The 24,230-nt window shown below is 73.6% G+C and carries 25 protein-coding genes and 1 tRNA gene; 17 read left to right on the forward strand and 9 right to left on the reverse strand.

Annotated features, from left to right (window positions below):
- Positions 1–30: 30 nt before the first annotated feature.
- From ABD324_RS10520 to ABD324_RS10530, 3 genes are read left to right on the forward strand one after another with little or no spacing between them, the layout of a single operon-like run.
- On the forward strand, positions 31–1,140 hold the full coding sequence (locus tag ABD324_RS10520; RefSeq protein ID WP_344415022.1) for a sensor histidine kinase: 1,110 nt from the start codon (positions 31–33) through the stop codon (positions 1,138–1,140).
- Entirely contained in the window at positions 1,137–2,240 is a 1,104-nt protein-coding gene (locus tag ABD324_RS10525) for a hypothetical protein (protein ID WP_344415024.1), read from the forward strand. The genes ABD324_RS10520 and ABD324_RS10525 overlap by 4 nt, the downstream gene beginning before the upstream one ends.
- Positions 2,228–2,875: a response regulator gene (locus ABD324_RS10530; RefSeq protein WP_344415026.1), complete on the forward strand. Its 648-nt coding sequence runs from the start codon at positions 2,228–2,230 to the stop codon at positions 2,873–2,875. Before ABD324_RS10525 ends, ABD324_RS10530 begins: the two co-directional genes overlap by 13 nt.
- A 3-nt stretch (positions 2,876–2,878) precedes the next feature.
- Here ABD324_RS10530 and ABD324_RS10535 read toward each other — a convergent pair whose 3' ends face one another.
- Positions 2,879–3,601 carry a VOC family protein gene (locus ABD324_RS10535; protein ID WP_344415028.1) on the reverse strand — a complete coding sequence of 241 codons (723 nt, stop codon included), beginning with the start codon at positions 3,599–3,601 and terminating at the stop codon, positions 2,879–2,881.
- Between the two features lie 134 nt (positions 3,602–3,735).
- On the reverse strand, positions 3,736–4,776 hold the full coding sequence (locus ABD324_RS10540; RefSeq protein WP_344415030.1) for an HPP family protein: 1,041 nt from the start codon (positions 4,774–4,776) through the stop codon (positions 3,736–3,738).
- Between the two features lie 156 nt (positions 4,777–4,932).
- Here ABD324_RS10540 and ABD324_RS10545 point away from each other — a divergent pair, with 156 nt between their 5' ends.
- The 3 genes from ABD324_RS10545 to ABD324_RS10555 all read left to right on the forward strand — a co-directional run bounded on the left by ABD324_RS10545 (position 4,933) and on the right by ABD324_RS10555 (position 7,578).
- Positions 4,933–5,844 (forward strand): SurA N-terminal domain-containing protein, encoded by a 912-nt coding sequence (locus ABD324_RS10545; RefSeq protein WP_344415032.1) that lies wholly within the window; start codon positions 4,933–4,935, stop codon positions 5,842–5,844.
- A 22-nt stretch (positions 5,845–5,866) separates the two neighbouring features.
- Complete coding sequence (locus ABD324_RS10550; protein ID WP_344416323.1) at positions 5,867–6,778, forward strand: nucleoside triphosphate pyrophosphohydrolase; 912 nt, start codon at positions 5,867–5,869, stop codon at positions 6,776–6,778.
- 101 nt (positions 6,779–6,879) lie between these two features.
- Positions 6,880–7,578: a lysozyme family protein gene (locus ABD324_RS10555; protein ID WP_344415034.1), complete on the forward strand. Its 699-nt coding sequence runs from the start codon at positions 6,880–6,882 to the stop codon at positions 7,576–7,578.
- Between the two features lie 68 nt (positions 7,579–7,646).
- On the opposite strand, the gene efeB (ABD324_RS10560) is transcribed toward ABD324_RS10555, so the two are convergent.
- The 3 genes from efeB (ABD324_RS10560) to efeU (ABD324_RS10570) all read right to left on the reverse strand — a co-directional run bounded on the left by efeB (ABD324_RS10560) (position 7,647) and on the right by efeU (ABD324_RS10570) (position 10,900).
- Positions 7,647–8,834 carry an iron uptake transporter deferrochelatase/peroxidase subunit gene (gene efeB / locus ABD324_RS10560; RefSeq protein WP_344416326.1) on the reverse strand — a complete coding sequence of 396 codons (1,188 nt, stop codon included), beginning with the start codon at positions 8,832–8,834 and terminating at the stop codon, positions 7,647–7,649.
- An 80-nt stretch (positions 8,835–8,914) separates the two neighbouring features.
- Positions 8,915–10,063: an iron uptake system protein EfeO gene (gene efeO, locus ABD324_RS10565; protein WP_344415035.1), complete on the reverse strand. Its 1,149-nt coding sequence runs from the start codon at positions 10,061–10,063 to the stop codon at positions 8,915–8,917.
- 3 nt (positions 10,064–10,066) lie between these two features.
- Positions 10,067–10,900, reverse strand: a complete 834-nt coding sequence (gene efeU, locus ABD324_RS10570) for an iron uptake transporter permease EfeU (RefSeq protein ID WP_344415037.1) — start codon at positions 10,898–10,900, stop codon at positions 10,067–10,069.
- Between the two features lie 375 nt (positions 10,901–11,275).
- Between efeU (ABD324_RS10570) and efeU (ABD324_RS10575) the strand changes: the two genes are divergently transcribed.
- Genes efeU (ABD324_RS10575) through efeB (ABD324_RS10585) form a run of 3 tightly spaced genes read left to right on the forward strand, consistent with a single transcriptional unit; the run spans position 11,276 to position 14,466 of the window.
- Positions 11,276–12,127 (forward strand): iron uptake transporter permease EfeU, encoded by an 852-nt coding sequence (efeU, locus tag ABD324_RS10575; protein ID WP_344415039.1) that lies wholly within the window; start codon positions 11,276–11,278, stop codon positions 12,125–12,127.
- Positions 12,124–13,254, forward strand: coding sequence for an iron uptake system protein EfeO (gene efeO / locus ABD324_RS10580; RefSeq protein WP_344415041.1), 1,131 nt, complete (start codon positions 12,124–12,126; stop codon positions 13,252–13,254). The genes efeU (ABD324_RS10575) and efeO (ABD324_RS10580) overlap by 4 nt, the downstream gene beginning before the upstream one ends.
- A gap of 6 nt (positions 13,255–13,260) precedes the next feature.
- Positions 13,261–14,466, forward strand: a complete 1,206-nt coding sequence (gene efeB / locus ABD324_RS10585; RefSeq protein WP_344415043.1) for an iron uptake transporter deferrochelatase/peroxidase subunit — start codon at positions 13,261–13,263, stop codon at positions 14,464–14,466.
- Between the two features lie 11 nt (positions 14,467–14,477).
- Here the strand turns inward: efeB (ABD324_RS10585) and ABD324_RS10590 are convergent, their stop codons facing one another.
- Positions 14,478–14,885 (reverse strand): tetratricopeptide repeat protein, encoded by a 408-nt coding sequence (locus tag ABD324_RS10590; protein ID WP_344415046.1) that lies wholly within the window; start codon positions 14,883–14,885, stop codon positions 14,478–14,480.
- Positions 14,886–15,071: 186 nt separating this feature from the next.
- Between ABD324_RS10590 and eno the strand changes: the two genes are divergently transcribed.
- From eno to ABD324_RS10605, 3 genes are read left to right on the forward strand one after another with little or no spacing between them, the layout of a single operon-like run.
- Positions 15,072–16,361 carry a phosphopyruvate hydratase gene (eno, locus tag ABD324_RS10595; protein WP_344415048.1) on the forward strand — a complete coding sequence of 430 codons (1,290 nt, stop codon included), beginning with the start codon at positions 15,072–15,074 and terminating at the stop codon, positions 16,359–16,361.
- Positions 16,362–16,379: 18 nt separating this feature from the next.
- Positions 16,380–16,889: an FtsB family cell division protein gene (locus tag ABD324_RS10600; protein ID WP_344415050.1), complete on the forward strand. Its 510-nt coding sequence runs from the start codon at positions 16,380–16,382 to the stop codon at positions 16,887–16,889.
- On the forward strand, positions 16,886–17,365 hold the full coding sequence (locus ABD324_RS10605) for a DUF501 domain-containing protein (protein WP_344415052.1): 480 nt from the start codon (positions 16,886–16,888) through the stop codon (positions 17,363–17,365). Before ABD324_RS10600 ends, ABD324_RS10605 begins: the two co-directional genes overlap by 4 nt.
- Positions 17,366–17,413: 48 nt before the next feature.
- On the opposite strand, the gene ABD324_RS10610 is transcribed toward ABD324_RS10605, so the two are convergent.
- Complete coding sequence (locus ABD324_RS10610; protein ID WP_344415054.1) at positions 17,414–18,994, reverse strand: acyl-CoA dehydrogenase family protein; 1,581 nt, start codon at positions 18,992–18,994, stop codon at positions 17,414–17,416.
- Between the two features lie 30 nt (positions 18,995–19,024).
- Here ABD324_RS10610 and ABD324_RS10615 point away from each other — a divergent pair, with 30 nt between their 5' ends.
- Genes ABD324_RS10615 through ABD324_RS10630 form a run of 4 tightly spaced genes read left to right on the forward strand, consistent with a single transcriptional unit; the run spans position 19,025 to position 22,420 of the window.
- On the forward strand, positions 19,025–19,351 hold the full coding sequence (locus ABD324_RS10615; protein ID WP_344415056.1) for a cupin domain-containing protein: 327 nt from the start codon (positions 19,025–19,027) through the stop codon (positions 19,349–19,351).
- A gap of 10 nt (positions 19,352–19,361) precedes the next feature.
- Positions 19,362–20,306, forward strand: a complete 945-nt coding sequence (locus tag ABD324_RS10620) for a Ppx/GppA phosphatase family protein (protein ID WP_344415058.1) — start codon at positions 19,362–19,364, stop codon at positions 20,304–20,306.
- A complete protein-coding gene (locus ABD324_RS10625) occupies positions 20,303–21,016 on the forward strand; it encodes a uracil-DNA glycosylase (protein WP_344416328.1) in 714 nt (237 codons plus the stop codon). Before ABD324_RS10620 ends, ABD324_RS10625 begins: the two co-directional genes overlap by 4 nt.
- Positions 21,017–21,064: 48 nt before the next feature.
- Complete coding sequence (locus tag ABD324_RS10630) at positions 21,065–22,420, forward strand: NAD(P)/FAD-dependent oxidoreductase (RefSeq protein ID WP_344415060.1); 1,356 nt, start codon at positions 21,065–21,067, stop codon at positions 22,418–22,420.
- A 96-nt stretch (positions 22,421–22,516) separates the two neighbouring features.
- Here ABD324_RS10630 and ABD324_RS10635 read toward each other — a convergent pair whose 3' ends face one another.
- Both ABD324_RS10635 and ABD324_RS10640 read right to left on the reverse strand, forming a co-directional pair.
- The gene (locus ABD324_RS10635; protein WP_344415062.1) at positions 22,517–23,695 is read right to left on the reverse strand and encodes an RNA polymerase sigma factor; all 1,179 of its coding nucleotides are present in this window, start codon (positions 23,693–23,695) and stop codon (positions 22,517–22,519) included.
- Complete coding sequence (locus ABD324_RS10640; protein WP_344416330.1) at positions 23,692–24,033, reverse strand: YciI family protein; 342 nt, start codon at positions 24,031–24,033, stop codon at positions 23,692–23,694. Before ABD324_RS10640 ends, ABD324_RS10635 begins: the two co-directional genes overlap by 4 nt.
- 107 nt (positions 24,034–24,140) lie before the next feature.
- On the opposite strand from ABD324_RS10640, the gene ABD324_RS10645 reads away from it, so the two are divergent.
- Positions 24,141–24,214: transfer RNA gene (locus ABD324_RS10645), tRNA-Leu, on the forward strand.
- The last annotated feature ends 16 nt before the right edge of the window (positions 24,215–24,230 follow it).

Below are 24,230 nucleotides of genomic sequence, written 5' to 3' on the forward strand. Positions count from 1 at the left end.
CCGTGCGCGGGGCGCGAACCGGACCCCGACATGTCCACAGCGGCTTACCTGGATCGGTTCGGCCTCCGGTACGCGGCGGGGGCGCGGGCGGTCGTCGGGATCCTGATGGCCGCGGCGGCCCCTTTCGCCGCCCCGCCGGCCGGAATGCTGCTGTGCGGGACCGTCGCCGTGGTGCTGGCGGGGTGGAGCGCCGCTTACCTGTGGCTGATGCGGACGCGGCCCGCGACCTGGGTCTGGGTCGTGGACATGGCGGTGATGTGCGCGCTGTGCCTGGCGCAGCGGTGGCTGGTCGATCCCGCTCTGCTCGTGCGGTTCCTCGGCTGGGTCTCGCCGATCGCCTCGCTGGCCGTCGTGGCGCTGCAGTGGCACACCCGGCCGCTGCCGGGCGCGGGCGCGGTCGTCGCGGTGTGCGTGGCGTTCGTGGTCGGGGCGGCGGCGGCGCCCGAGATCACGGTGCTGCAGGCGCTGGCGGCCGGGGGTGCGTGGACGGCGGTCGAGGCCGGGCTGTCCCGTCTGCTGTGGGGGCTGGTCCGCCGCGGCGGGAGGCTGGCCGACGAGCGGATGGCCCAGCAGCTGGCCGCGCAGCGCTGGGCCGAGCTGGCGCGGGCGCGCCGGGCCGGGCAGCGGGCGCACTGGGCGACCGTGCACGACACCGCCGCGAGCACCCTGCTGATGGTGGGCCTCGGCGGGGTCCGCGGCACCGAGGCGTGGCTGCCCGGGCAGATCGAACGTGATGTCGCTGCGCTGCAGGGGATCCCGACCTCGGACAGCGGGCTGCAGGAGACCGTGCGCCGCGTGGTCCTGGGTGCCCTGATCCCCGTCGAGCTCCGCGGCGACGCCGATCTGGTGCTGCCGGGGCCGGCCGCCGGCGCGTTGGGTGGTGCGCTCACCGAGACGCTCGAGAACGTCCACCGCCACGCCGGCACCGGCCGCGCCGAGGTGCTGCTGGAGGTCGAGGACGCGCGCGTGCGGGTGACCGTGCGGGACCACGGCCGCGGCTTCGATCCCGCCGCCGTGCCCGCGCAGCGGTTCGGCCTGGCCCGGTCCGTGCACGAGCGGATGGACGGGGTCGACGGGCGCGCGGTCGTCGAGTCCACGCCCGGGCTGGGGACCGTCGTGCGGCTGGAGTGGCCCCGATGACGGTGGCGACCGGGCTCCTCGAGACCGATCTCTCGGCGCGGCTGCTGCGCGGCGTGCGGGTGGCGCAGTGCGTGATCGTGCTGGTGATCCTCCTCGGCCTGAACCTGCCGAACGTCCTGGCCGGCGCCGCCGCCTACCGCCCGGAGTGGATCGGCCTCGCCGGGTGGGCGGTGATGGTCGCGCTCGCGCTGGTGGACGGCCTGCTGGTCGCGCGGCACCGGTTCTGGGGCCGGGCCCGCTGGCCCGTCGCGATCGGCGTGCTGGCGCTCGCGGTGGCGATGGCCCTCGACCTGCGGCCGGCCGAGCTGAGCGGGCCGGCGCACATCACCCTCGGGGTGGCCGGCTGGTTCTGGGTGCTGCTGTTCGCCGACGGCAGGCTGCGGGACCTGGTCGCGCTGATCGTCGTGCACCTGCTGGTCGTGCTGGGCCTGCTGCTCGCCGCCGGGCGGACGGACCAGGTCACCCTCGTGTCCTTCGCGACGACGGCGGTGGCGGTCTCGAGCTTCCAGCTGGCGGTCGGCATGGCCGGGTCGGCCTTGCGCGCGGTGGCCCGCGGGGCGACCGAGTCGGCCCTGGCGGAGGCGCGGGCGCGCACCGCGGAGGAGATCGCCACGGCCGTGCACTCCGACCGCGAGGCGCGCTACGCGGCGCTGCGCTCGGTGGCGTTGCCGCTGCTCAGCGGCATCGGGGCGGGTACCTCCCCGCCGTCGGACCCCGAGGTGCAGCGGGCGGCCGCCGCGGCGGCGGCGCGGCTGCGGCGGATGTTCGACGAGGAGGGCGACGCCGCCGACGCGCTGGCCGCCGAGCTCGGCGGGCTGGTGGACATCGCCGAGCGGCGCGGGGTCGTCGTGCGGTACTCGGAGCGCGGGCCGCGGCAGGTGCCGCCGCCGGGGGCAGTGCGGGAGATGCTCGCGGCGGCGGGCGGGGCGCTGCACGCGTCCCGGGTCGCCGCGCGGGTCACCCTCACCGGCGTCGGGGAGGACGTGGTGCTGGGTGTGGTGACGGACGGGACACCGGCCGAGGAGCGGCTCACCGAGGTGAGGGGCTCGCGGGTGGAGGGGGACGGAGTGACATGGGTGGAGGTGAGATGGACGCCGTGAACGCACCGTCCGTGGTGATCGTCGACGACCATCCCGCGATCCTCGACGGCGTGCGCGCCTGGTGCGCGGCGGCCGGGATCGAGGTGCTCGACGCCGGGCCACGGGTGGGGGTGGCGGTCACCGGCCCCGGCGCCGGCGCCGGCGTCGTGGTGTTCGACCTGCAGCTGGAGGGGGCCCCGGCCTACCGCGACCTGACGCTGCTCACGGACGCCGGACGCCGCGTCGTCGTCTACTCGCAGCACGCGGACAGCGACACCGCGCTGCGCTGCCTGGAGCTGGGCGCGGCGACCTACCTGACCAAGGCGGAGGGGCCGGAGCACCTGATCCCGGCCGTGCTCGCCGTCGTCGAGGACCGGCCGTACACGCCGCCGGTGCTCAGCGGCGCGATGGCCGCGGATCATCGCCCGGACCGCCCGGTGCTCTCCGAGCGGGAGCGGGAGGTGCTGCTGGCCTGGTTCGAGAGCGACTCGAAACAGCTTGTGGCGCAACGCTTCCACCTCTCGGTGAAGACGGTCGACACCTACATCGCGCGGGTCCGGATCAAGTACGCGGACGCGGGCCGCCCGGCCACCACGAAGGCGGCGCTGGTGGCGCGGGCGCTGCAGGACGGGCTGATCGACCTGGCGGGGCTGTGACCGTCACGGCCCGGTCGCCGCTGCGCTGAGCACGCAGAACTCGTTGCCCTGGGGGTCGGCGAGCACGGTCCACGGATGGTCCTCGTCGAGCACCGTGGCACCCCGCGCCCGCAGGTCCGCGACGACGGCGGCCGGGTCACCGCCCGGCTCCGGCGCGACGTCGACGTGCACCCGGTGCTTGACCGTCTTCGGCTCGCCGGTCGGCAGGAACTCCAGCCACGGCAGTCCCGGTGGCGGCCGCAGCCCGGCGTGGGTCCCGGTGTGCGCCACCGCCATCCCGGAGGCCTCGGCCCAGAACACCGCGGCCGCGGCCGGGTCCGCGGTGTCCGTGACGACGGCCGCGATCGCCCCGCAGGCCGCGTACTCCGCGCGCGGCTCGAGCACGCAGAACTCGTTGCCCTCGGGGTCCGCGAGCACCACCCACGGCGACCCCCGCTGGCCGACGTCCGCGGGCGTGGCCCCGAGCGCGACGGCCCGCTCGACCAGCTCGAGCTGGTGGGTGGGGCTGTCGCTGGCCAGGTCCAGGTGCACCCGGTTCTTGCCCGTCTTCTCCTCGGGCACCGGCGCGAAGACCAGGTCGAACGTCCACGGCGCGCTCGGCGACCGGACGTCGGTCTCGCCGGGCTCCTCGTGGGCGATCGGCCAGCCGAGCAGCGCGGACCAGAAGCGGGCCACGGCCGCGGGATCCCGGCAGTCGACGTTGACATTGGCCAGCCGGTTCGCCATCCGCGCAGCGTACGGCCGGTTCGGCGAGCGTGCTGGGCCCGGCACCCGCGGGGCGGTGGACCGCGGGCACCGGGCGATCCCGACGGTAGGGACCGGCGGGAGCGCAGTCCGTCCGGCGAACACCCGACACGGGGTCAGACCGGGTCGGTGAGCACCCGGCACAACGCGACCATCAGGTCGGTCTGGCTCACCATGCCGAGCAGCCGGCCCGCGGCGTCGACGACCACGGCGGCATGCGCGCGGCCGTCCGTCAGCGTGCGGGCGAGTGCGAGCGCCGGCAGGTCCGCGACAGCCGTCACGGGTGGCGAGGCGAGCGCGCCGACGCGGCTGCCGGGGCGTTCGAGCTCGCGCAGGCCGATCATGCCGACGACCCTCCGGCCGGCGCCGAGGACCGGCAGCGCCCGGACGTCGTGGGCGAGCAGGAGGGCCCGCGCCGTCTCCGGGGAATCCCGCTCCGCCACCGACACGACCTCGCGCGACATCACGTCGCCCGCGGTCGGGACGCCGTGCCGGCGCAGCAGCGCCTGGGTCTCGACCTCTCGCAGCAGCAGCCCGAGGTCCTCGCGGCTGATGTCGTAGGCCTCGCCGACCTCGGCCAGTGCCCGGTCGACGTCCTCGGCCCGGAACCGGCTCCGGCGCTCCGACGGCCGGGTCCGCACGGGCCGGTGTGGGTAGGAGTGTCCGCTGAACCGGTGGAACAGCCACCCCGCCGCGACGAGCACGGCCGAGTTCAGGCCTACCGGGACGAAGGCGAACAGAGGCCCGGCGTGCGCGATCACGCCGCCGCCGATCACCGTGGTCAGGGCCGCGGCACCGCCCGGCGGGTGCAGACAGCGGCACACCGACATGGCCGCGATCGCGCCGCCCACCGCGAGCCCGCACCCGACCCGCGGATCGTGGACGAGCGCGACCACGCCGAGCCCGACCAGCGTCGAGAGGACGTTGCCGCCGACGACCGGCCACGGCTGGGCGAGCGGGCTCGACGGCACCGCGAACACCAGCACGGCCGACGCGCCCACCGGGGCGACCAGGTAGGGGAGCTGCTCCGACCCGGCGACAAGCAGGCCGAGCACGGCGGTGAGGCACAGTGCCGCGAGCGCGCCGGCGCAGGCGAGGAGGCGTCCCGACGGCGTGGCGCCGGCGAGGATCGGGCGGAAACGCGCGGCTCGCCCCATCCGCGCCTCCCTGCCCGTCCGGTCCGGTGATCGTAGGAGTGGACGACGCCGCAGCTCACCGGCGGAACGGGCGGTTCGCCCCGTCCGGTCGGGCCTGCCCGACCGGCCCGACGGGTGGGTGATCCAGCCCACGCGGCGGCGTGAGAGGCTGACCAGGTGCGAAGCAGCGTGAGGCGGGCGGCCCAGGTCCTGGCGGCGGTCGTCGCCGTCGGTGCTGTCGCCGCGGGGTGCGGGAGCGGGCCGAGCCAGGTGGGCTCCGCGATGATCGTCGGGGACCGGTCGGTCGCGATCGGCGACATGCAGTCCCGCATCGACACCGCCCTCGGGCACAAGGCCCAGCTCGCGGCGCAGAGCAGCCAGGACATCGCGGACGCGGACGTGTCGCGCTACGTCGTCGGCCGCGAGGTGATGCACGAGCTGCTCACCGCCGCCGCGACCCGCGAGGGCATCGCGATCCCCGACCAGGCCGTCGACGCGGCGCTCGCGGACCAGGGCACCCAGAGCCTGCAGCTCGACCGGAGCCTCTACGAGGGGGCCGCGCTCCGCGACCGCGTGCGGGACCGGCTGATCGCGATCGCGCTGGCCGGCAAGTACATCGACCACCTGGCCGTCACCGTCGACCTCGCGAGCGCCACCTCGCAGCAGGACGCCGAGGCGAAGGCCCGCACGATCGCCGCCGGCGGTCCCGCGGCGCAGAAGATCCTCTCGGACGCCGCGACCGCGCAGGCGGGCATGCGCTACCGGGCGGGCCAGGACCCCGAGTCGGCCACGACCGTCCTGTTCGGCACGCCGGCGGGTCAGACCGTCGCGTTCCAGCCCTCGCCGGGCCAGGGCGTGTGGCTGGTGCTGCACGTCGTCGAGCGTTCGACCACCGCCCCGCTCGACGGGCCCCCGGCCGCCGGCACCGTCGACCAGGACACCCTCGCCGCGATCGGCGAGCGGCTCACGCAGCCGGACTCGGCGTCGGTGAAGGTCAACCCGCGTTTCGGCGAGTGGGACCCGATCGCCCAGCAGGTCGTCCCGGCGGGCAAGGCCGCGGGGACGATCCTGGGGGCGTCCGCCGGCTGAGCCGACCCGTGCCCGGGGCAGACTGGTCGCCGTGAGCTCCTCGGTGATCGTCCTGTCCCGCCGGCTGGGGCCGGTCCTGCCCGCCTCCGCGCTGCCCGTCCTGCGCGCGGCGAGCGCCGTGTACGCGGACGACTCCGTGCCGGACTCCCTCGCGGTGGCGGCCGGCGCGCAGCGGCTGACGGGCTCCCTGCCGGCGGGCGCGGTGCTGCTGACCTGCGAGGGCACACCCACCGCTCCCGAACCGGCGGGCGCCGCCCTGCTCGACGCCGTGGCCGTCATGGACCGGCTGCGGTCGCCCGGCGGCTGCCCCTGGGACGCCGAGCAGACCCACGAGTCGCTGCTGCAGTACCTGGTCGAGGAGACCTACGAGCTGTACCAGGCGATCGAGGACGGCGAGCGCGCCGACATCCGCGAGGAGCTCGGCGACGTCCTGCTCCAGGTCCTGTTCCACGCCCGCGTCGCCGCCGAGGACCCGGCGGGGGACGGAGCCCCCTTCACGATCGACGACGTGGCCGCGGACCTGGTCGCCAAGCTGGTCGGCCGCCATCCCCACGTCTTCGCGGGCACCGAGCGGATCGACACGGCGGTGGCCCAGGAGGGCCGCTGGGAGGAGCTGAAGCGGGCGGAGAAGCAGCGCGGGTCGGCCGTCGACGGTGTCCCGCTCGGCCAGCCCGCCGTGGCCCTGGCCGCGAAGCTGGTGTCCCGCACCGCCCGCGCGGGCCTCCCCGCCGACCTGCTCCCGACCGGCGACGACGTCGGAGCACGCCTCTTCCGCGAGATCGCCGCCGCGAAGCGCGCGGGCGAGGAACCGGAGTCCGCCCTGCGCACCACGGCGAGGGAGTTCGCCGACACGGTCCGCGCGGCCGAGAAGGCGGCCGGCACGGACCCCCACGCCCTCACCGGGGAGGCCTGGCGCGCCGCCTGGCCGAGCTGACCGACCCCGACCCCGCGAGTCGGCACATTCGGGAGCCCGAAACACACATCGGCGACGTTCCGCTCAGACCGCTCTCAGCTCCCGCCCGTAGCGTCGAGGGCATGCGCCCCTTCGCGATCCTGCTCGGTGTGGTCGCCGTCGTCGGGCTCCTCGTGCTCGGTGTCGCGGCGCTCGGCCAGGGGCAGGAGGGCCGTGGCCGGAGCACGACGTCCGTCGCCCGGGGCACCCCCGCCACCCCCGCACCCGCCGTCCCGACCGGCGCGGATCCCGCCGCCTGGGCGGGGGAGCGGGCGCGCGGTACCGGCATCCCCGCCCGCGCACTGCAGGCCTACGCGGCCGCCGAGCTCACCCAGCGCGAACGCACCCCGGCCTGCGGGCTCTCCTGGGCCACCCTCGCCGGCATCGGGCAGATCGAGTCGAACCACGGCCGGATCCACGGCTCCACCCTTGTCGACGGCGTGGCCTCACCCCCGATCGTCGGCATCCCGCTGGACGGGTCGAGCGGCACGCGGGTGATCCCCGACTCCGAGGGCGGTCGGCTCGACGGCGACACCGAGTTCGACCGCGCCGTCGGGCCGATGCAGTTCCTCCCGCAGACCTGGGCCCGCTTCGGCGAGGGGGACCCGCAGGACGTCGACGACGCCGCCCGCGCCGCAGCTGCCTACCTCTGCTCCGCCGACCGGGTCGTCGCCGAGGGGGACGGCTGGTGGGAGGGAGTGCTCGCCTACAACCGCTCCGTCGACTACGCCCGGAAGGTCTGGGCGGCCGCGGACGGGTACGCGGCGGGCGCGGGCGCCTGACGTCGTCAGCGTGTGTCTCGGCCTACGGGAAGTGCCGACTCGCGGGTCGTGAGGGCGCGACTCGCGGGTCAGAAGGCGGCTTGGCCCCAGTACTCGCCGTCGCGGACGCCCGGGGGGACGGCGAAGACGGCGGAGCCGTTGTGCTCCAGGTACTCCATCATCGTGTCGTTGCGGGCCAGGGCGCTCTGCATCGGCACGAAGTGGGTCTGCGGGTTGTTCATGAAGGCCAGGAAGAACAGGCCCGCGTCGAGATGGCCGGAGCCGTCCGAGCCGTCGACGAAGTTGTAGCCCCGTCGCAGGATCTTGACCCCGTTCAGCGACTCCGACGACGCGAGCCGGATGTGCGCGTCGGCCGGGATGGTGCTCGTCGCGAAGTTCGCCGCTTCGAACTCCGCGCCGCCCGACAGCGGGCCGCCCTCGCCCTTCGTCCGGCCGACGATCTTCTCCTGCTCGTCGAGCGACGTGCGGTCCCAGATCTCGATGTGCATCCGGATCCGGCGCGCGACCAGGTACGTCCCGCCGTCGAGCCAGCTCCCGTCGCGCACCCAGACGTGCTGGTCGAGCAGGTCCGGCTCCTCGGCCTTGAGGTTGTTGGTGCCGTCCTTGAAGCCGAAGAGGTTCCGCGGGGTCTGCTGGGACGTCGACGTCGACGAGGTGCGGCCGAAGCCGAGCTGCGACCAGCGCACCGACGCCGTGCCGAAACCGATGCGCACGAGGTTGCGGATCGCGTGCACCGCGACCTGGGGATCGTCCGCGCAGGCCTGCAGGCAGACGTCCCCGCCGGAGCGGGCGGGTTCGAGCTTGTCCCCGGTGAAGATCGGGAGCGGGGCGAGCCCGGGCGGCGCCGGGATCCCCAGCTTCTGGAAGAACCCGGGCCCGAACCCGACGGTCAGGGTGAGCGACGCCGCCGGGAGCCCGAGCGCCTCCCCGGTGTCCGTCGGCGGTGCGTACTTGTTGAGCCCCACCGCGCCGTTCTCGCTGGTCTCGAGGCCTCGGGTCATCCGGTCCGCGGCGGCGGTCCAGCGCTGGAGCAGGCGCTGGATCTCGGCCCGGTCCGTGCTGGTCAGGTCCATGGAGACGAAGTGCAGCCGGTCCTGGGCCGGGGTGATGATCCCGGCCTGGTGCACGTCCCGGAACGGGACGACGCCCGGGCGGCCCGGATCGCCGCCCCCGCGGGCGGCGTACCCCACCGCCGCCCCCGCGCCGGCGAGCGCGATCCCGGCCCCCGCGTAGCCGAACATCCGCCGCCGCGACATCCCGCCCCCGGACCCGGACTGCTCCGGGTCGGGCGGTTCGGTGGGCGGCGGGGAGGTGACCTGCGGGGACCGGGGCGAACTCACGAGGTGACGACCCCCGCGACCTGCGAGATCGGCTCGGCGAGCGCGTCGACGGCGTCCGTCATCTTCTTGGTGTCGTCCGGGGTGAGGTCCGTGTACAGCGTGAACCCGCCGTCCGGCGTCCGGTAGCCCTCGAGCAGCTTCTCGACGGCAGCGAAGCGCGCGTCCAGGGTCGCGCCGAGGTTCTTGTCCTTCTCGTCGATCACCGGGCGCAGCGCGGCGACGGCAGCCTGGCTGCCCTCGACGTTGGCCTTGAAGTCCCAGAGGTCCGTGTGCGAGTAGCGGTCCTCCTCGCCGGTGATCTTGCCGGTGGCGACCTCGTCGAGCAGCTCCTTGGCGCCGTTGGCGAGCTGGACCGGGGTCAGCTCGACGGTCTTCACCCGGTTCTGCAGGTCCGCGATGTCCGCGTCGAGCTTGTCCGCGATCGCGGGCGAGTCGGCCTTGAGCCCGTCGACCCACAGGTCCTTCTCGAGGCGGTGGTAGCCGGTGAACTCGACACCCGGGTCGCGCTCGTCGTCCTCCCGGCCGTCCATCTTCGGGTCGAGGTCGCCGAAGCTCTCCGCGACGGGCTCGATCCGCTCCCAGTACGTGCGCGAGACCGGGAACAGGGCCTTGGCCTGGTCCACGTTCTTCGCCTTGATCGCGGCGGTGAACTCCTTGTTCTTCGCGACGAGCGCCTCGATCTGGGAGGTGACGTACCGCTTGTACCCGGCGGTGGCCTCGGCGAGCTTGGCGTTCTGGTCCACCGCGCGGGTGGCCGAGCCGGTGACGGTGAAGGCGCCGCGGATGCCGTCGCCGACCATGCCGGGCTTGCAGGCGGTGGTGTAGGCGCCGCCGTCCGGCACCTCGACGATCAGGCTGCGGGACAGGCCGGGCCCGATGTTCTCGACCTCGCCCATGATCCGGTCACCGGTGCCGTAGAGGTAGAACTCGGTGACCTTCGTGCCACTGTTGCGCACGGTGAAGGAGATGTTGCCGGCGGGGGCCTCGGTGGCCGAGACCTGGCAGGTGGTGTCGCCGGCGGTGACGGCGATCGGCCCGCCCTTGGCCCCGATCTGGTCGGCGGGCGGCGGGGCCGTGCTCGTGCAGCCGGCGAGCACGAGTGCGGTTCCGGCTGCCAGGACGGCAGCTGCGGTCCTGCGGGACATGGCTTAACTCCTCGGGGATGTCACGCGGGTGGCGGACCGCGAGCGTTGGGGCAACAGGAACAGCGTCAGGACGACGGCGACGTACACGCACCAGACGACGGCCTCCAGGACCGTGGTGCGGGGGGAGAAGTTCAGGACACCCTTGAGGAGCGTCCCGTACCAGGAGTCCGGCGGGATCGCGGCGCTCACGTCGAACGCGATGGTGGTGAGGCCGGGCAGGATCCCGGCCTCCTGCAGGTCGTGCACGCCGTAGGCGAGGATCCCGGCCGCCACGAAGATCAGGAAGAACCCGGTGACGGTGAAGAACCTCGCGAGGTTGATGCGCATTGCGCCGCGATAGATCAGGTACGCGAGCAGCACCGACACCGCGATACCGATGAGGAAACCGATCAGCGGCTGCACGGTCTCACCCGCGGCCTGCGCGGCGGAGAAGAAGAACACGGCCGTTTCGAGCCCCTCGCGGCCGACGGCGAGTGTGGCCATCACCACGACGGCCACCGGCCCCATGGAGATCGCCTTCTCGAGCCTGCCCTCGAGCTCGGCCCGCAGCGCCCGCGCGTTGGACCGCATCCAGAAGATCATCCACGTGACGAAGGCGACCGCGATGATCGAGAGCGACCCGCCGAGCGCCTCGGACGCCTCGAAGGTGAGGGCCTGCTCGGCGAGCGTCAGCCCGAGGGTGACCCCGACGCTGACGAGGATCGCGAACGCGACCCCCGCCCACACCTTCGGCAGCTCACGGCGCCGGTCGGTGCGGATCAGGAAGGCCACGAGAATGCTGACGACCAGCGAGGCCTCGAGGCCCTCGCGCAGGCCGATCAGCGCGTTGCCGAGCAAGGGTCACTCCACCGGGGTTTTAGGCAAGGCTGTACTTGATGGGCGGAAGGCTAACCGCTGTCCCGTGCGCGGCGGAAGGGCGACGCCGAACCGTGACATCCCAAATGTCTGATTGATGTGGATCGTGACTGGTGGGAGATCTGTCGCGGCGATACGCCCGGATCTGCCGAAAAGGACCGAAAAAAGCCTTCCGGGTCATTCATGATCCGGGCGGGCGGAGGGTCCGGAAATAGGTCCGGAGAAGTCGTTAGATCCGATTCCCGGGTGATGTGAAGCCTCTTGACCACACAATGTCGCCGAACCTAATTTCCACGAAGCCAAGGCAAACCTGCCCCGGCCGGCCCGAGGGCCGTGGACCCGAGCCCGGGAGCGCCCATGCTGCCGACCTTCGTCATCGGACTGCGCGAAGGGCTCGAGGCCGCACTCATCGTCGGGATCGTGGCGGCGTTCCTCGTCGCCCAGGGCCGCCGCGACGCGCTCCGGCAGGTCTGGATCGGTGTCGCCGCCGCCGTCGTCATCTGCGTCGTGGTCGGCGTCGTGCTCGAGATCGTCACCGCGGAGCTGCCCCAGGCCGGGCAGGAGGGCCTGGAGACCGTCATCGGGTTGTTCGCGGTCGCGATGGTCACCTACATGATCCTCTGGATGCACCGGCACGCCCGGGGGATGAAGGCGGAGCTGGAGGGGGCCGCGTCGGAGGCACTCGCCCGCGGCTCGGCCCGCGCGCTGGTGGTCATGGCCTTCCTGGCCGTGCTCCGCGAGGGCTTCGAGACGGCGGTCTTCCTGCTCGCCGCGTTCCAGGCCAGCACCTCGCCGCTCCTCGCGGGCGGCGGTGCGCTGCTCGGTGTGCTGGTCGCCGTCGGGATCGGGTGGGGGATCTACCGCGGCGGGGTGCGGCTGGACATGGCGCGCTTCTTCCGCGTCACCGGCGTGGTCCTGGTGATCGTCGCCGCGGGTCTGCTGATGACGGCCGCGCACACCGCCCACGAGGCCGGCTGGGTGAACGTCGGCCAGCAGCGCGCGCTCGACCTCTCCCACGTCGTGCTGCCGGGGACTCCGGTGTCGTCGCTGCTCACCGGGGTGCTGGGGATCCAGCCTTTCCCCACCGTGCTCGAGGTCGTGGTCTGGCTCGTCTACGCCGTCCCGATGCTCCTGATCTGCCTGTGGCCGCGCCGCCGCAGGTCCCGTCCGGCGACCGTCCGGTCCGTCCCTTCTGGAGAAGCCGCATGAACCGTCCCCGTCTCGCCGTGGGCGCCACCCTGGCCTGCGCGGGCCTGCTCGCCGTGGGCTGTTCCTCGCCCTCCCAGCAGGCCGCGCCGGCCGAGCAGGCCGCCACCGTGAACGTGGCGCTGTCCGACGCCGGATGCTCGCCGACCCCCGCCACCGTGCCGAGCGGGCCGGTCACCTTCGCCGTGACCAACTCCGGCAGCGCCGCGGTGACCGAGGCCGAGCTGCAGGCCGCGGGCAAGATCCTGGGGGAGAAGGAGAACATCACCCAGGGCCTGAACGGGACGTTCGCGCTGCGGCTGGAGCCCGGAACGTACAGCGTCTACTGCCCCGGCGGACAGAAGGACACCTGGACCTTCACGGTGACCGGCACCGGCCCGGCCGCGCCGACCGCCGCGCCCGACACCAACGTCGCGGACGCCACCACGAAGTACCACGACTACGTGGTCTCCGAGGTGAACCTGCTGCAGCCGGCCACGAAGACCTTCACCGACGCGGTCCGTGCCGGGGACATGGCGAAGGCGGAGGCCGCGTTCGGCGCCGCGCGCGAGCACTACGAGAGCATCGAGCCGGTGGCCGAGAGCTTCGGCGACCTGGACCCGGACATCGACGCCCGCGCCGACGACGTCGACGACCCGGCGAAGTGGACCGGCTTCCACCGCATCGAGAAGGCGCTCTGGCAGGACAGGTCGCTCGCCGGCATGGCGCCGATCGCCGACAAGCTCGACGCGGACATCGCGACCCTGAAGGCCAACGTCGCGACCGCGACCTACCAGCCCGCCCAGCTCGCCAACGGCGCGTCCGACCTGCTCACCGAGGTCTCCACCAGCAAGGTCACGGGTGAGGAGGACCGCTACTCGCACACGGACCTGTGGGACTTCGCGGCCAACATCGCCGGCGCCCGCACCGCGTTCGAGCTGCTCATGCCGGCCCTGCAGGCCAAGGACGCCGATCTCGCGCAGCAGACCGAGGCCCGGTTCGTCGACGTCACCCAGCAGCTCGCCCGCTTCAAGCAGGGCGACGGCTACGTCGACTACTCGACGGTCGGCGACGCCGACCGCCGCACCCTCGCGAACTCGGTGAACGCTCTGGCCGAGCCGCTGTCGCAGGTCGCCGGGAAGGTGGTCTGACCCGTCGTGGAGCTCTCCCGCCGCCGGTTGTTCGGCGGTCTCGGCCTCGCCGGTGGGGCGGCGCTGGTGGCCGGCGCGTGCGGCGCGCCGGCCGCGGCGCCGCCCGCGGCCACCGTCCCCTTCCGCGGCCCGCACCAGGCGGGGATCGCCACCGACGCCCAGGACCGGCTCGCGTTCGCCGCCTACGACGTCACCACCACGGACCGCGCCCAGCTCGCCGCGATGCTCCGGACCTGGTCCGCGGCGGCCGAGGCGATGACGGCCGGCGCGCCGGTCCCGGGGGACTCGACCGGCCTGCAGACCCCGCCCGCGGACACCGGCGAGGCCGCGGGCCTGGGACCCGCCCGGCTGACCGTGACGATCGGCTACGGCCCCTCGCTGTTCGACGGCCGGTTCGGGCTCGCCTCGCGCAGGCCGGCGGCGCTCGACCCGCTACCGGCGCTGCCCGGGGAGATCCTCGATCCCGCGCGCACCGGCGGTGACCTGTGCATCCAGGCGTGTTCGGACGATCCGGTGGTCGCCTTCCACGTCGTGCGCAACCTGGCGCGGCTGGGCCGGGGGACCGTGGTGACGCGCTGGACGCAGCTCGGCTTCGGCCGCACGTCGTCGACCGGGGCCGGGCAGGAGACCCCGCGCAACCTGATGGGGTTCAAGGACGGCACCCGCAACCTGCGCAGCGACGACGGCGCGGGCTTCGACCAGCACGTCTGGGTCGGGGGTGAGGAGCCCCAGGCCTGGATGCGCGGCGGCTCCTACCTCGTGGCGCGGCGCATCCGGATGTTCCTGGAGACGTGGGACCGGGACCGGCTCGACGACCAGCAGAACGTGTTCGGCCGGGTCAAGGGCAGCGGGGCGCCGCTCACGGGGAAGGCCGAGTTCGACGCGCCGGACTTCACCGCCGCCGGACCCACCGGCACGATCATCCCGGACGACGCGCACATGCGGCTGGCCGCGCCGGAGAACAACGGCGGCCTGCGCATCCTGCGCCGCGGCTACTCCTTCACCGACGGCACGGACCCGCAGACCGGGGACCTCGACGCCGGGCTGTTCTTCGTGAGCTACCAGAACGACCCGGCGCGCTTCGTCACGCTGCAGCGCAAGCTCGGCCGCAGCGACGCGCTGAACGAGTACATCCGCCACGTCGGGTCCGGGCTGTTCGCCGTACCCGCGGGCCTGCAGGGCACCGCGCAGTGGGGGGACGGGCTGTTCTAGCGGCCCAGGCTCTACAGACCGGTGGCGATCCGGGCCCGGACCTCGCCCAGGGCTTCCTGGTACTCCGGGCGCGGGTCCATCACCGTGGCCATCTGGAGCTGCCCCTTGGCCTCGCCGAGCCGGCCCTGCCGCTGCAGCGCCTTGCCGAGCGCGAAGCGGGCGTAGTGGTCGGCCGGATCGAGCTCCAGCACCCGGAGGAAGGCCGCCTCGGCCTTCTGCAGCTGCGCGGAGTCGAGGTAGGCGCGCCCGGCCAGCAGATGCACGGACGCGTCGTTCGGCTGGCTCTCCAGGCACGGGGCGATGGCCTGCAGCGCGTCGAGCGGGCGCTTGTCGGCCAGGAGCCGCTCGGCGCGGCGGAAGCCCTCGAAGGCCTGGTTGCGTGACGACCTGGGGACCGGATTCGCAGGCTGACTCGTCATGGTCACTCCCACGGTAGGGCCCCGGCGGGCGATCCGCGAGGGTTGACATTCCGGCCACCGCGCGGGCCGGCTGTGGACAACTGGCGTGACGTCGGCGGTTCCCGGCCCTGATCGGGCGGCCCGGTGGTTACCCTGGCCCGCGAGTTCCGGCGAACCCCGGCGAGTACCGAGAACAGGAGCTATTGGGTGGCTGTCATCGAGCAGGTCGGCGCGCGCGAGATCCTCGACTCGCGGGGTAACCCCACGGTCGAGGTCGAGGTCGCGCTGGACGACGGGACGCTGGAGCGCGCAGCGGTGCCCTCCGGGGCGTCGACGGGCGAGCACGAGGCCGTCGAGCTCCGGGACGGGGACCCCAAGCGGTACCTGGGCAAGGGCGTCGAGAAGGCCGTCACGGCGGTGCTGGACGAGATCGGTCCCGAGCTGATCGGGATGGACGCGGTGGACCAGCGGCTGGTCGACCAGCGCCTGGTGGACCTGGACGGCACGCCGGACAAGTCCCGCCTGGGCGCGAACGCGCTGCTGGGCGTGTCGCTCGCGGTGGCCAAGGCCGCCGCCGAGTCGTCGGGACTCGAGCTGTACCGCTACGTCGGCGGCCCGAACGCCCACGTGCTGCCGGTGCCGATGATGAACATCCTCAACGGCGGGGCCCACGCGGACACCTCGGTCGACGTGCAGGAGTTCATGATCGCGCCGATCGGCGCGGAGACCTTCCGCGAGTCGCTGCGCTGGGGCGCGGAGATCTACCACACGCTCAAGGCGGTGCTGAAGGAGAAGGGCCTGTCCACCGGCCTGGGCGACGAGGGCGGCTTCGCCCCGGACGTCAAGGGCGGCACCAGGGGCGCGCTCGAGCTGATCTCCGGCGCCATCCAGAAGGCCGGGTTCTCCCTCGGCACGGACGTGGTCCTCGCACTCGACGTCGCGTCGACGGAGTTCTTCGACAAGGGCGTGTACCGCTACGAGGGCAAGGACCTGTCGTCGGCGGACCTCATCAAGGTCTGGGCCGAGCTGGTGGGCGAGTTCCCGCTCGTGTCCATCGAGGACCCGCTGGCCGAGGACGACTGGGAGGGCTGGGTCGCCCTGACGTCCGAGATCGGCGACAAGGTGCAGCTGGTGGGGGACGACCTGTTCGTCACCAACCCGGAGCGCCTCGAGGACGGCATCGAGCGCGGTGCCGCGAACGCGCTGCTGGTGAAGGTCAACCAGATCGGCACGCTGTCCGAGACGCTCGACGCGGTCACCCTGGCGCACAACGCCGGCTACCGCTGCATGATGAGCCACCGCTCCGGCGAGACCGAGGACGTCACCATCGCCGACCTCGCCGTGGCCACGGGCTGCGGCCAGATCAAGACCGGCGCCCCGGCCCGGTCCGAGCGGGTCGCCAAGTACAACCAGCTGCTCCGGATCGAGGAGGGCCTCGGCGACGCGGCCCGCTACAACGGCGAGCTGGCGTTCCCGCGGTACAACCCGGGTTCCTGAGCAGGAGCGAGCGCAGCGATGGGTGAGGAGCGGGCGCGGGCCCGCAGCGGGACCCGGTCCGGCGGACGAGCGCGTCCGTCGTCCGGTACCCGTGCGCGTGAGCCGCGGCTGACCCGCTCGCGGAGCCGGGCCGGCGGGGTGGTCGCGGCCACCACCGCCCGGCTCGGCCTCTCGTCCACCCGCCGGGCCGCGATCCTCGCGATCGTGGTCTGCGCGCTCGCCCTGACCGTGGCGGTGCCGTTGCGCAACTACGTGGCGCAGCGGCAGGAGCTCTCGGCGGTCACGGCGCAGCAGCAGTCCCTCGCGGCGGACGTCGCCCGGCTCGACGAGCAGAAGGCCCGGCTGCAGAACCCGGACGAGGTCGCGGCCGAGGCCCGCTCCCGGCTCGGGTACGTGCGTCCCGGCGAGGTGCCCTACGTGGTCGAGCTGCCGAACACGCCCTCGGCGGCGGACATGGAGGCGGCGCGCAAGGCGACGCCCTGGTACCGGACCCTGTGGAGCGACGTCACCCAGGGAGCCCCGAAATGACCACCATCACCGCCACCGACATCGAGGCGGTCACCGCCCAGCTCGGCCGCGCGCCGCGCGGCATGCGCGAGGTCGCCTCGCGCTGCCCGTCCGGCCATCCGAACGTCGTGCAGACCTCGCCGCGGCTGCCGGACGGCACCCCGTTCCCCACGCTCTACTACCTCACCTGCCCGCGCCTGGCGTCGCGGATCGGCACGCTCGAGGCCTCCGGCCTGATGCGCGAGATGACCGAGCGGCTGGAGCAGGACGAGGAGCTGGCCGCGCGCTACCTGCGCGCCCACGAGTCCTACCTCGCCGAGCGGAACGCGATCGAGTCCCTCGGCACCGAGGTCAGCGCCGGCGGGATGCCCGGCCGCGTCAAGTGCCTCCACGTCCACGTCGGCCACTCCCTGGCCGTCGGGCCCGGCGTCAACCCCTTCGGGGACGAGGCCCTGGCCCTCCTCGGCGACTGGTGGACCGGCACCGACTGCGCCTGAGCAGAACCACCCGTGAGTGGCGATGGTCGCCGGAGCGACTATCGCCACTCACGAGGCCGGGGTGACCCGCTCGACCAGGGGTTTCGCGGGGATGCCGTCGGGGAGGGTGCCGGCGGTGCGCCAGGGGCCGTCGGGTTGCAGACGGCCGGCGAGGAAGACGTCCGCCACCTCGGCGGGGGCGGTGCGCAGCAGGAGCGAGCCCTGCAGGCACAGCGCCATCAGTTCGGCGACCCGGCGGGCGGTTCGCGGCTCCGCGCGGGTGAGCTCCGTGCGCAGGGTCGAGACGGCGCGGTCGAAGCGCTTGTCCGCGCCCTGGGCGAGGGCGATCTCGTCGAGCACGGCGTCGACGGACTCCGGGGAGCGGGCCAGCGCGCGCAGCAGGTCGAGCGCGGTGACGTTGCCCGAGCCCTCCCAGATCGAGTTCAGCGGGCTCTCCCGGAACAGCCGCGGCAGGCCGGACTCCTCGACGTACCCGTTGCCGCCCAGGCATTCCAGGGCCTCGCCGACCACTGCGGGCGTCCGCTTGCACACGAGGTACTTCGCGGCCGGCAGCGCCAGCCGAAGGAACGCCGTCTCGCCCCGCTGGACCGCGCCCGCGAGCCGGATCGCCAGCGTCGTGGCCGCCTCGGACTCGACCGCCAGCTCGCCCACGACCGCCTGCATCAGCGGCTGATCGGCCAGCCGCGCGCCGAAGGCCGATCGGTGCGCCACGTGGTGCGCGGCCTCGGACAGCGCCGCCCGCACCGTGCCGGCCGAGCCGAGCACGCAGTCGAGCCGGGTCATCGACACCATCTCGATGATCGTCGCGACGCCCCGGCCCTCCTCGCCGACCCGCCATCCGGTGGCGCCGGTGTACTCCAGCTCGGCCGAGGCGTTGGAGCGGTTGCCGAGCTTGTCCTTCAGCCGCTGGATGTGCAGCGCGTTGAGCCGGCCGTCCGGCAGCACCCGTGGCAGCACGAAGCAGGTCAGCCCGCCCGGCGCCTGCGCCAGCGTGAGGAACAGGTCGTTCATCGGGGCGCTGGTGAACCACTTGTGCCCGACCAGCGAGTACGTCCCGTGCACGTCCGGCGTGGCGCGGGTGGTGCCGCTGCGGACGTCCGAACCGCCCTGCTTCTCGGTCATGGACATGCCGGCGAGCAGGCCCGCCTTGGTGTGGGGCGGTACCAGCCCCGGCTCGTACACGCGCGAGGTGAGCAGCCGTTCGAACTCGAGCTCGCCGTGGCGCAGCGCCGGGACGGACGCGTAGGTCATCGAGATCGGGCAGCAGTGCCCCTGCTCCAGGGTGCTGACCAGGTAGAACCCCGCCGCCCGGGCGAGGTGGTCCTCCTCGACGAAGGCGTGCAGGCCCTGCCCCACCGACAGTTGCATCAACGCGTGCCAGGACGGGTGGAACTCCACCTCGTCGATCCGGGTGCCGTAGCGGTCGTGGGTGCGCAGCACGGGCTCGTGCTCGTTGGCCAGCCGGGCGTGCTCGCGGTACTCCGCCGAACCGACCGCCGTGGCGAGTTCTCCCAGGTCAGGGGTGCCGCCCTCGCGGCGCAGCGCGTCCGTGAGGCCGGGGTCGCACGCCAGGGGATCGAACCCGTCGAGGGGCGGGGCCTGGTTGGTCACCTCGTGCGTGGCGTCCATTACCCGAGAGTAACGCCGCAGGATGGGGCCGTGCGCGAACAGTTCGAGTTCTTCCCGGTCGACGGGGTCGAGTGGCAGCAGGCGGCGCCGGGCGTCGAGGAGCGGGTGCTCTCCCGGGGCGAGGGCGTCACGCTCACGCGGATCAGCCGTTGGGCCCCCGGCCTGGACACCTCGGCGGCGGGCGTGATCCGGCACGACTTCCACGAGGAGGTCTACCTGCTCGAGGGCGACCTCACCGACCTCACGCTCGGCCGCACGTTCGGGCCGGGGGAGTACGCGTCGCGCCGGCCGGGCATGCCGCACGGTCCCTACCGGACGGACGGCGGCGCCACGATGCTCGAGGTCCGCACCCCGTAGCCTGGCGGGCATGGCACGGGTGGGCGCGATCGACTGCGGCACGAACTCGATCAGGCTGCTGATCGCGGACGTCACGGAGAGCTTCGACGGTACGAAGGACCTGCGGGACCTGCACCGCGAGACGCGGATCGTGCGGCTCGGCAAGGGCGTCGACGCCACCCGCCGGCTCGATCCCGAGGCCGTCGAGCGCACCCGCGTCGCGCTGGCGGACTACACGGTCGCGTTGCGCCGCAAGGGCGTCGAGCGGATCCGGATGGTCGCGACGTCGGCCACCCGGGACGCGGAGAACCGCGAGGACTTCTTCGGCATGGTCCGGGAGACCCTGGGCGTCGACGCCGAGGTGATCAGCGGGGACGAGGAGGCGCGGCTCTCCTTCACCGGCGCCGTGGGAGACCTCGACCCGGCGGACGGCCCGTTCGTGGTGGTCGACGTCGGCGGCGGCTCCACCGAGCTCGTCGTCGGCACCGTCGAAGGCGGGGTGACGGCGGCGAAGTCGGTCGACGTCGGCTCCGTGCGGCTCACCGAGCGCTGCCTGCCGGGCGACCCGCCGGCGGCGTCGGACGTCGAGAAGGCCCGCGAGGTGGCCCGCGGGATCCTGGCCGAGGCGTTCGCGGCCGTGCCCGTCGAGGGTGTCCGGACGTGGGTCGGCGTGGCCGGCACCATCACCTCGTTGTCGGCGATCGCGCAGGACCTCCCGCAGTACGATCCCGAGCGCGTCCACCTCTCCCGGCTCTCGGGTGACCAGCTGCACGATCTCGCGCAGATGCTCGTCACCAGCTCGCGGGCGGAGAAGGAGAAGCTGGGGTCGCTGCACCCGGGCCGGATCGACGTCATCGCCGCGGGTGCGCTGGTCGTCGAGGCGCTGGCGGACGAGCTGCACAGCCGCGCCGGGATCGACCGGATCGTGGTCAGCGAGCACGACATCCTCGACGGGATCGCGCGATCGATCGCCTGAGCGAGCCGGCGAGCGGCAGGTCGGCGCTGGCGCCCCTGGACGCCCGGGTCTCCGAGTGCCGGGCCTGCCCGCGGCTCGTCGAGTGGCGGGAGCAGGTGGCGCGCGAGAAGCGCGCCGCCTACCGGGACCAGACCTACTGGGGACGTCCGGTGCCCGGCTTCGGGCCGTCGGACGCCCGGCTGCTGATCGTCGGTCTGGCCCCGGCCGCGCACGGCGCGAACCGCACCGGGCGGATGTTCACCGGCGACCGCTCCGGCGACGTCCTCTACGCCGCCCTGCATGCGGTCGGGCTGGCGAACCAGCCCACGTCCGTCGACCGCGACGACGGGCTGGAGCTGCACGGCGTGCGGATCACCGCGCCCGTCCACTGCGCGCCGCCGGCCAACAAGCCGACCCCCGCCGAGCGCGACGAGTGCCGCCACTGGCTCGACGACGAGATCGAGCTGCTCCGGCCCACGTTGCGCGCCGTCGTCGTGCTCGGGGCGTTCGGCTGGCAGGCCCTGCTGCCGGTGCTCGCGGACCACGGCTGGCCGGTGCCCCGCCCGCGGCCGCGCTTCGGCCACGGCGCGCACGCCCTCCTGGGCGATCTGCACCTGTTCGGCAGCTACCACGTGAGCCAGCAGAACACCTTCACCGGCCGGCTCACCCCGGCCATGATCGAGTCCGTGCTCGCCGACGCGGGACGTGCCGCAGGTCTCCCGGTCACGTAACTCACAACTCGTTCCCGGCCCTTACGTCTTCCGAGTACGAATATGGGTATGGCGCACGCGAAACGGATCGTGGTGGTCGGCGGAGGCTACGTCGGCATGTACACCGCCCTGCGGCTGCAGAAGAAGCTGCGTCGCGGGGAGGCCGAGATCACGGTCATCGATCCCCAGTCCCACATGACGTACCAGCCGTTCCTCCCCGAGGCGGCCGCCGGCTCCATCGAGCCGCGCCACGTCGTGGTCCCGCTGCACAAGGTGCTGCAGGGCTGCCGGGTCCTGAACGGGCGCGTCACCGCGATCTCCGACGCCGACAAGCAGGTCACCGTGGTCACCGCCGCGGGCAGCACCGAACTGCTGGGGTACGACGTGCTGGTCGTCGCCCCGGGCTCGGTCGCGCGGACCCTGCCGGTCCCCGGCCTGCCGGAGCAGGGCATCGCCTTCAAGACCGTCGGCGAGGCCATCTACCTGCGCAACCACGTCCTCTCGCGGCTCGACACCGCCGCGACCACGGACGATCCCGAGCTGCGCAGCCGGTTGCTGACCTTCGTCGTGGTCGGCGGCGGGTACGCGGGCGTCGAGGCGCTCGCCGAGCTGGCCGACATGGCCCGCTACGCCACGAAGTACTACTCGGGCATCGAGGCCGAGGAGATGCGCTGGGTCCTCGTCGAGGCGATGGACCGGATCATGCCCGAGGTCGGCCCCAAGATGGGCGTCTACACCGTCGGCCGGCTGCTCGACGCCGGCATCGAGGTCCTCCTCGAGACGCGCGTCGAGTCCATGGTGGACGGCCACGTCGTCCTCTCGGACGGCCAGGAGTTCGACGCCGACACCATCGTCTGGACCGCCGGGGTCAAGCCCAACCCGATGCTGGAGCAGACGGACCTGCCGCTCGGCCCGCGCGGACACATCGAGTGCACCGCCTCGCTCACGGTCGAGGGTCTCGACGGCGTGTTCTCGGCCGGCGACTGCGCCTCGGTGCCGGACCTGTCGAAGGACGACCCGAACGCGCGCACCAGCCCGTCCGCCCAGCACGCGGTGCGGCAGGCGAAGGTGCTGGCGGACAACATCAAGGCCTACCTGCGCGGCTACGAGATGACGCAGTACAAGCACAGCTACGCCGGGTCGGTGGCGAGCCTGGGCCTGTACAAGGGCGTCGCGCAGATCTACGGCGTGAAGCTCCGCGGCTTCCCGGCGTGGTTCATGCACCGGACGTACCACGTCAGCCGGATGCCCACCTGGAACCGCCGCTTCCGGATCCTCATGGACTGGACCACGGCGCTGCTGATGGGCCGCGAGGTCGTCGCCCTGGGCCAGCTCCACGAGCCCAAGGCCGAGTTCGCCCGGATCTCCGGCGCCACGGTCACCCCGCTCCCGGTCGCCCCGCAGCCGACCACGAAGGCCAGCTGACCCGCGCCCTCCGTGAGTGGCGATAGTCGCCATGGCGACTATCGCCACTCACGAGGGCCGGACCGCCGGTGATCGACGTGCGGTCCGAGGCGGCGATCAGGCGCTCGGGGTGATCACCGCGGCGCGGCGCTCGAGATAGCGGCGCTCGGGGAGGCTCCCCGTGCGGGCGGCGGCGTCGAGATAGGCCGCGCGGGCCTCGGCGGTCCGGTCCGCCCGTTCCAGCAGGTGGGCGCGGACCGCGGCCAGGCGATGGCCGTCGAGCTCCAGGCCGTCGAGGAGCTCCAGGCCGGCCTCCGGCCCCCGCAGCTCGGCCACCGCCACCGCCCGGTTCAGGGTGACGACGGGGCTCGGCGCGATCTTGTCGAGCAGCTCGTAGAGCCCCACGATCTGCCGCCAGTCGGTGTCCGCCGCCGTCTTCGCGTCGGCGTGCACCGCGGCGATCGCCGCCTGCAGCTCGTACGGCCCGAGCGGGCCCCGCGCGATCGCCCGCTCCGCCAGCGCCGTCCCCTCGGCGATCTGTACGGCGTCCCACCGGGTCCGATCCTGCTCGACGAGCGGGACCAGCTCGCCGCCGGCGTCCGTCCGGGCGGGACGGCGGGAGTCGGTGAGCAGCATCAGGGCGAGCAGCGCGACGGTCTCGTCGTCGTCCGGGCGCAGGCGGTGCAGCAGCCGCGTCAGCCGGATCGCCTCCGCGGTGAGGTCCGGGCGGGCGAGGTCGCTGCCCGAGGAGGCCGTGTACCCCTCGTTGAAGATCAGGTAGAGCACGTGCCGGACCACGGTCAGGTCGCCGGGGGTGTCGAAGTCCTTGTCCCGCAGCGTCTTCTTCGCCCGGCTGATCCGCTGTGCCATCGTCGCCCCGGGCACGAGGAAGGCGCTCGCGATCTCCGCGGTGGTGAGGCCGCCGACCGCGCGCAGGGTCAGCGCGAGCTGGCTCGGCGGGGACAGCGCGGGATGGCAGCAGAGCGCGAGGAGCTGCAGCGTGTCGTCCGTGTCCGGGGTGTCGGCCGGCGGCGGTTCGAGCAGGGCGAGGCGCTCCTCGCGGGCCCGGCTCGCGCTCTCGCTGCGGATCGCGTCGATCACCCGGCGGTGGGCGACGGCGACCAGCCAGCCGTGCGGGTTCTGCGGCACCCCCTCGCCCGGCCACTGCTGTGCCGCCGCGAGCAGGGCCTCCTGCACGGCGTCCTCGCAGAGGTCGAACTGCCGGTGCCGGCGCACGAGCGCGCCGAGGACCTGCGGCGCGCATTCCCGCAGCAGGTCGTCGACGCGCGCGCTCACATCTCCTCGCCGCCGTCGCCCAGCAGGGGGCGCACCTCCATCGCGGTGTCCACCTTGGGCCAGCGCGCCGCGATCTCGACGGCCCGCGCCTCGGACTCGACGTCGACGATCAGGTAGCCGCCGAAGTGCTCCTTGGCCTCCGCGAGCGGCCCGTCCGTGACCACCCCGGACCCCCGCACGACCTTCGTGGCCGCCGGATCGCCCAGGGCAGCGGTGTCCACGAGCTCACCCGACTCCTTGAGCTCCGCCATGATCGCCTCCATCTCGGCCATCAGCGGCTTCCCCTCCTCGCCGAAGAAGACGGCGCGGGTGTCGGGGTTGTCGTAGATCATCAGCATGAACTTCACGAGCTGCTCCTCGGATCGGCGGGCCGCTGGTGCGACCCTCTCGCACCGGTGGTCGGAGCCGCGACCGGGATCTCGACATCGCTAGGCTCGGCCCTGCCGCCCCCGTAGCCCAACCGGCAGAGGCAGGCCCCTTAAAAGGGTCACAGTGTGGGTTCGAATCCCACCGGGGGCACCGTCGCGGACCGGCC

Source organism: Pseudonocardia ailaonensis (assembly GCF_039531635.1).
Taxonomy (GTDB): domain Bacteria; phylum Actinomycetota; class Actinomycetes; order Mycobacteriales; family Pseudonocardiaceae; genus Pseudonocardia; species Pseudonocardia ailaonensis.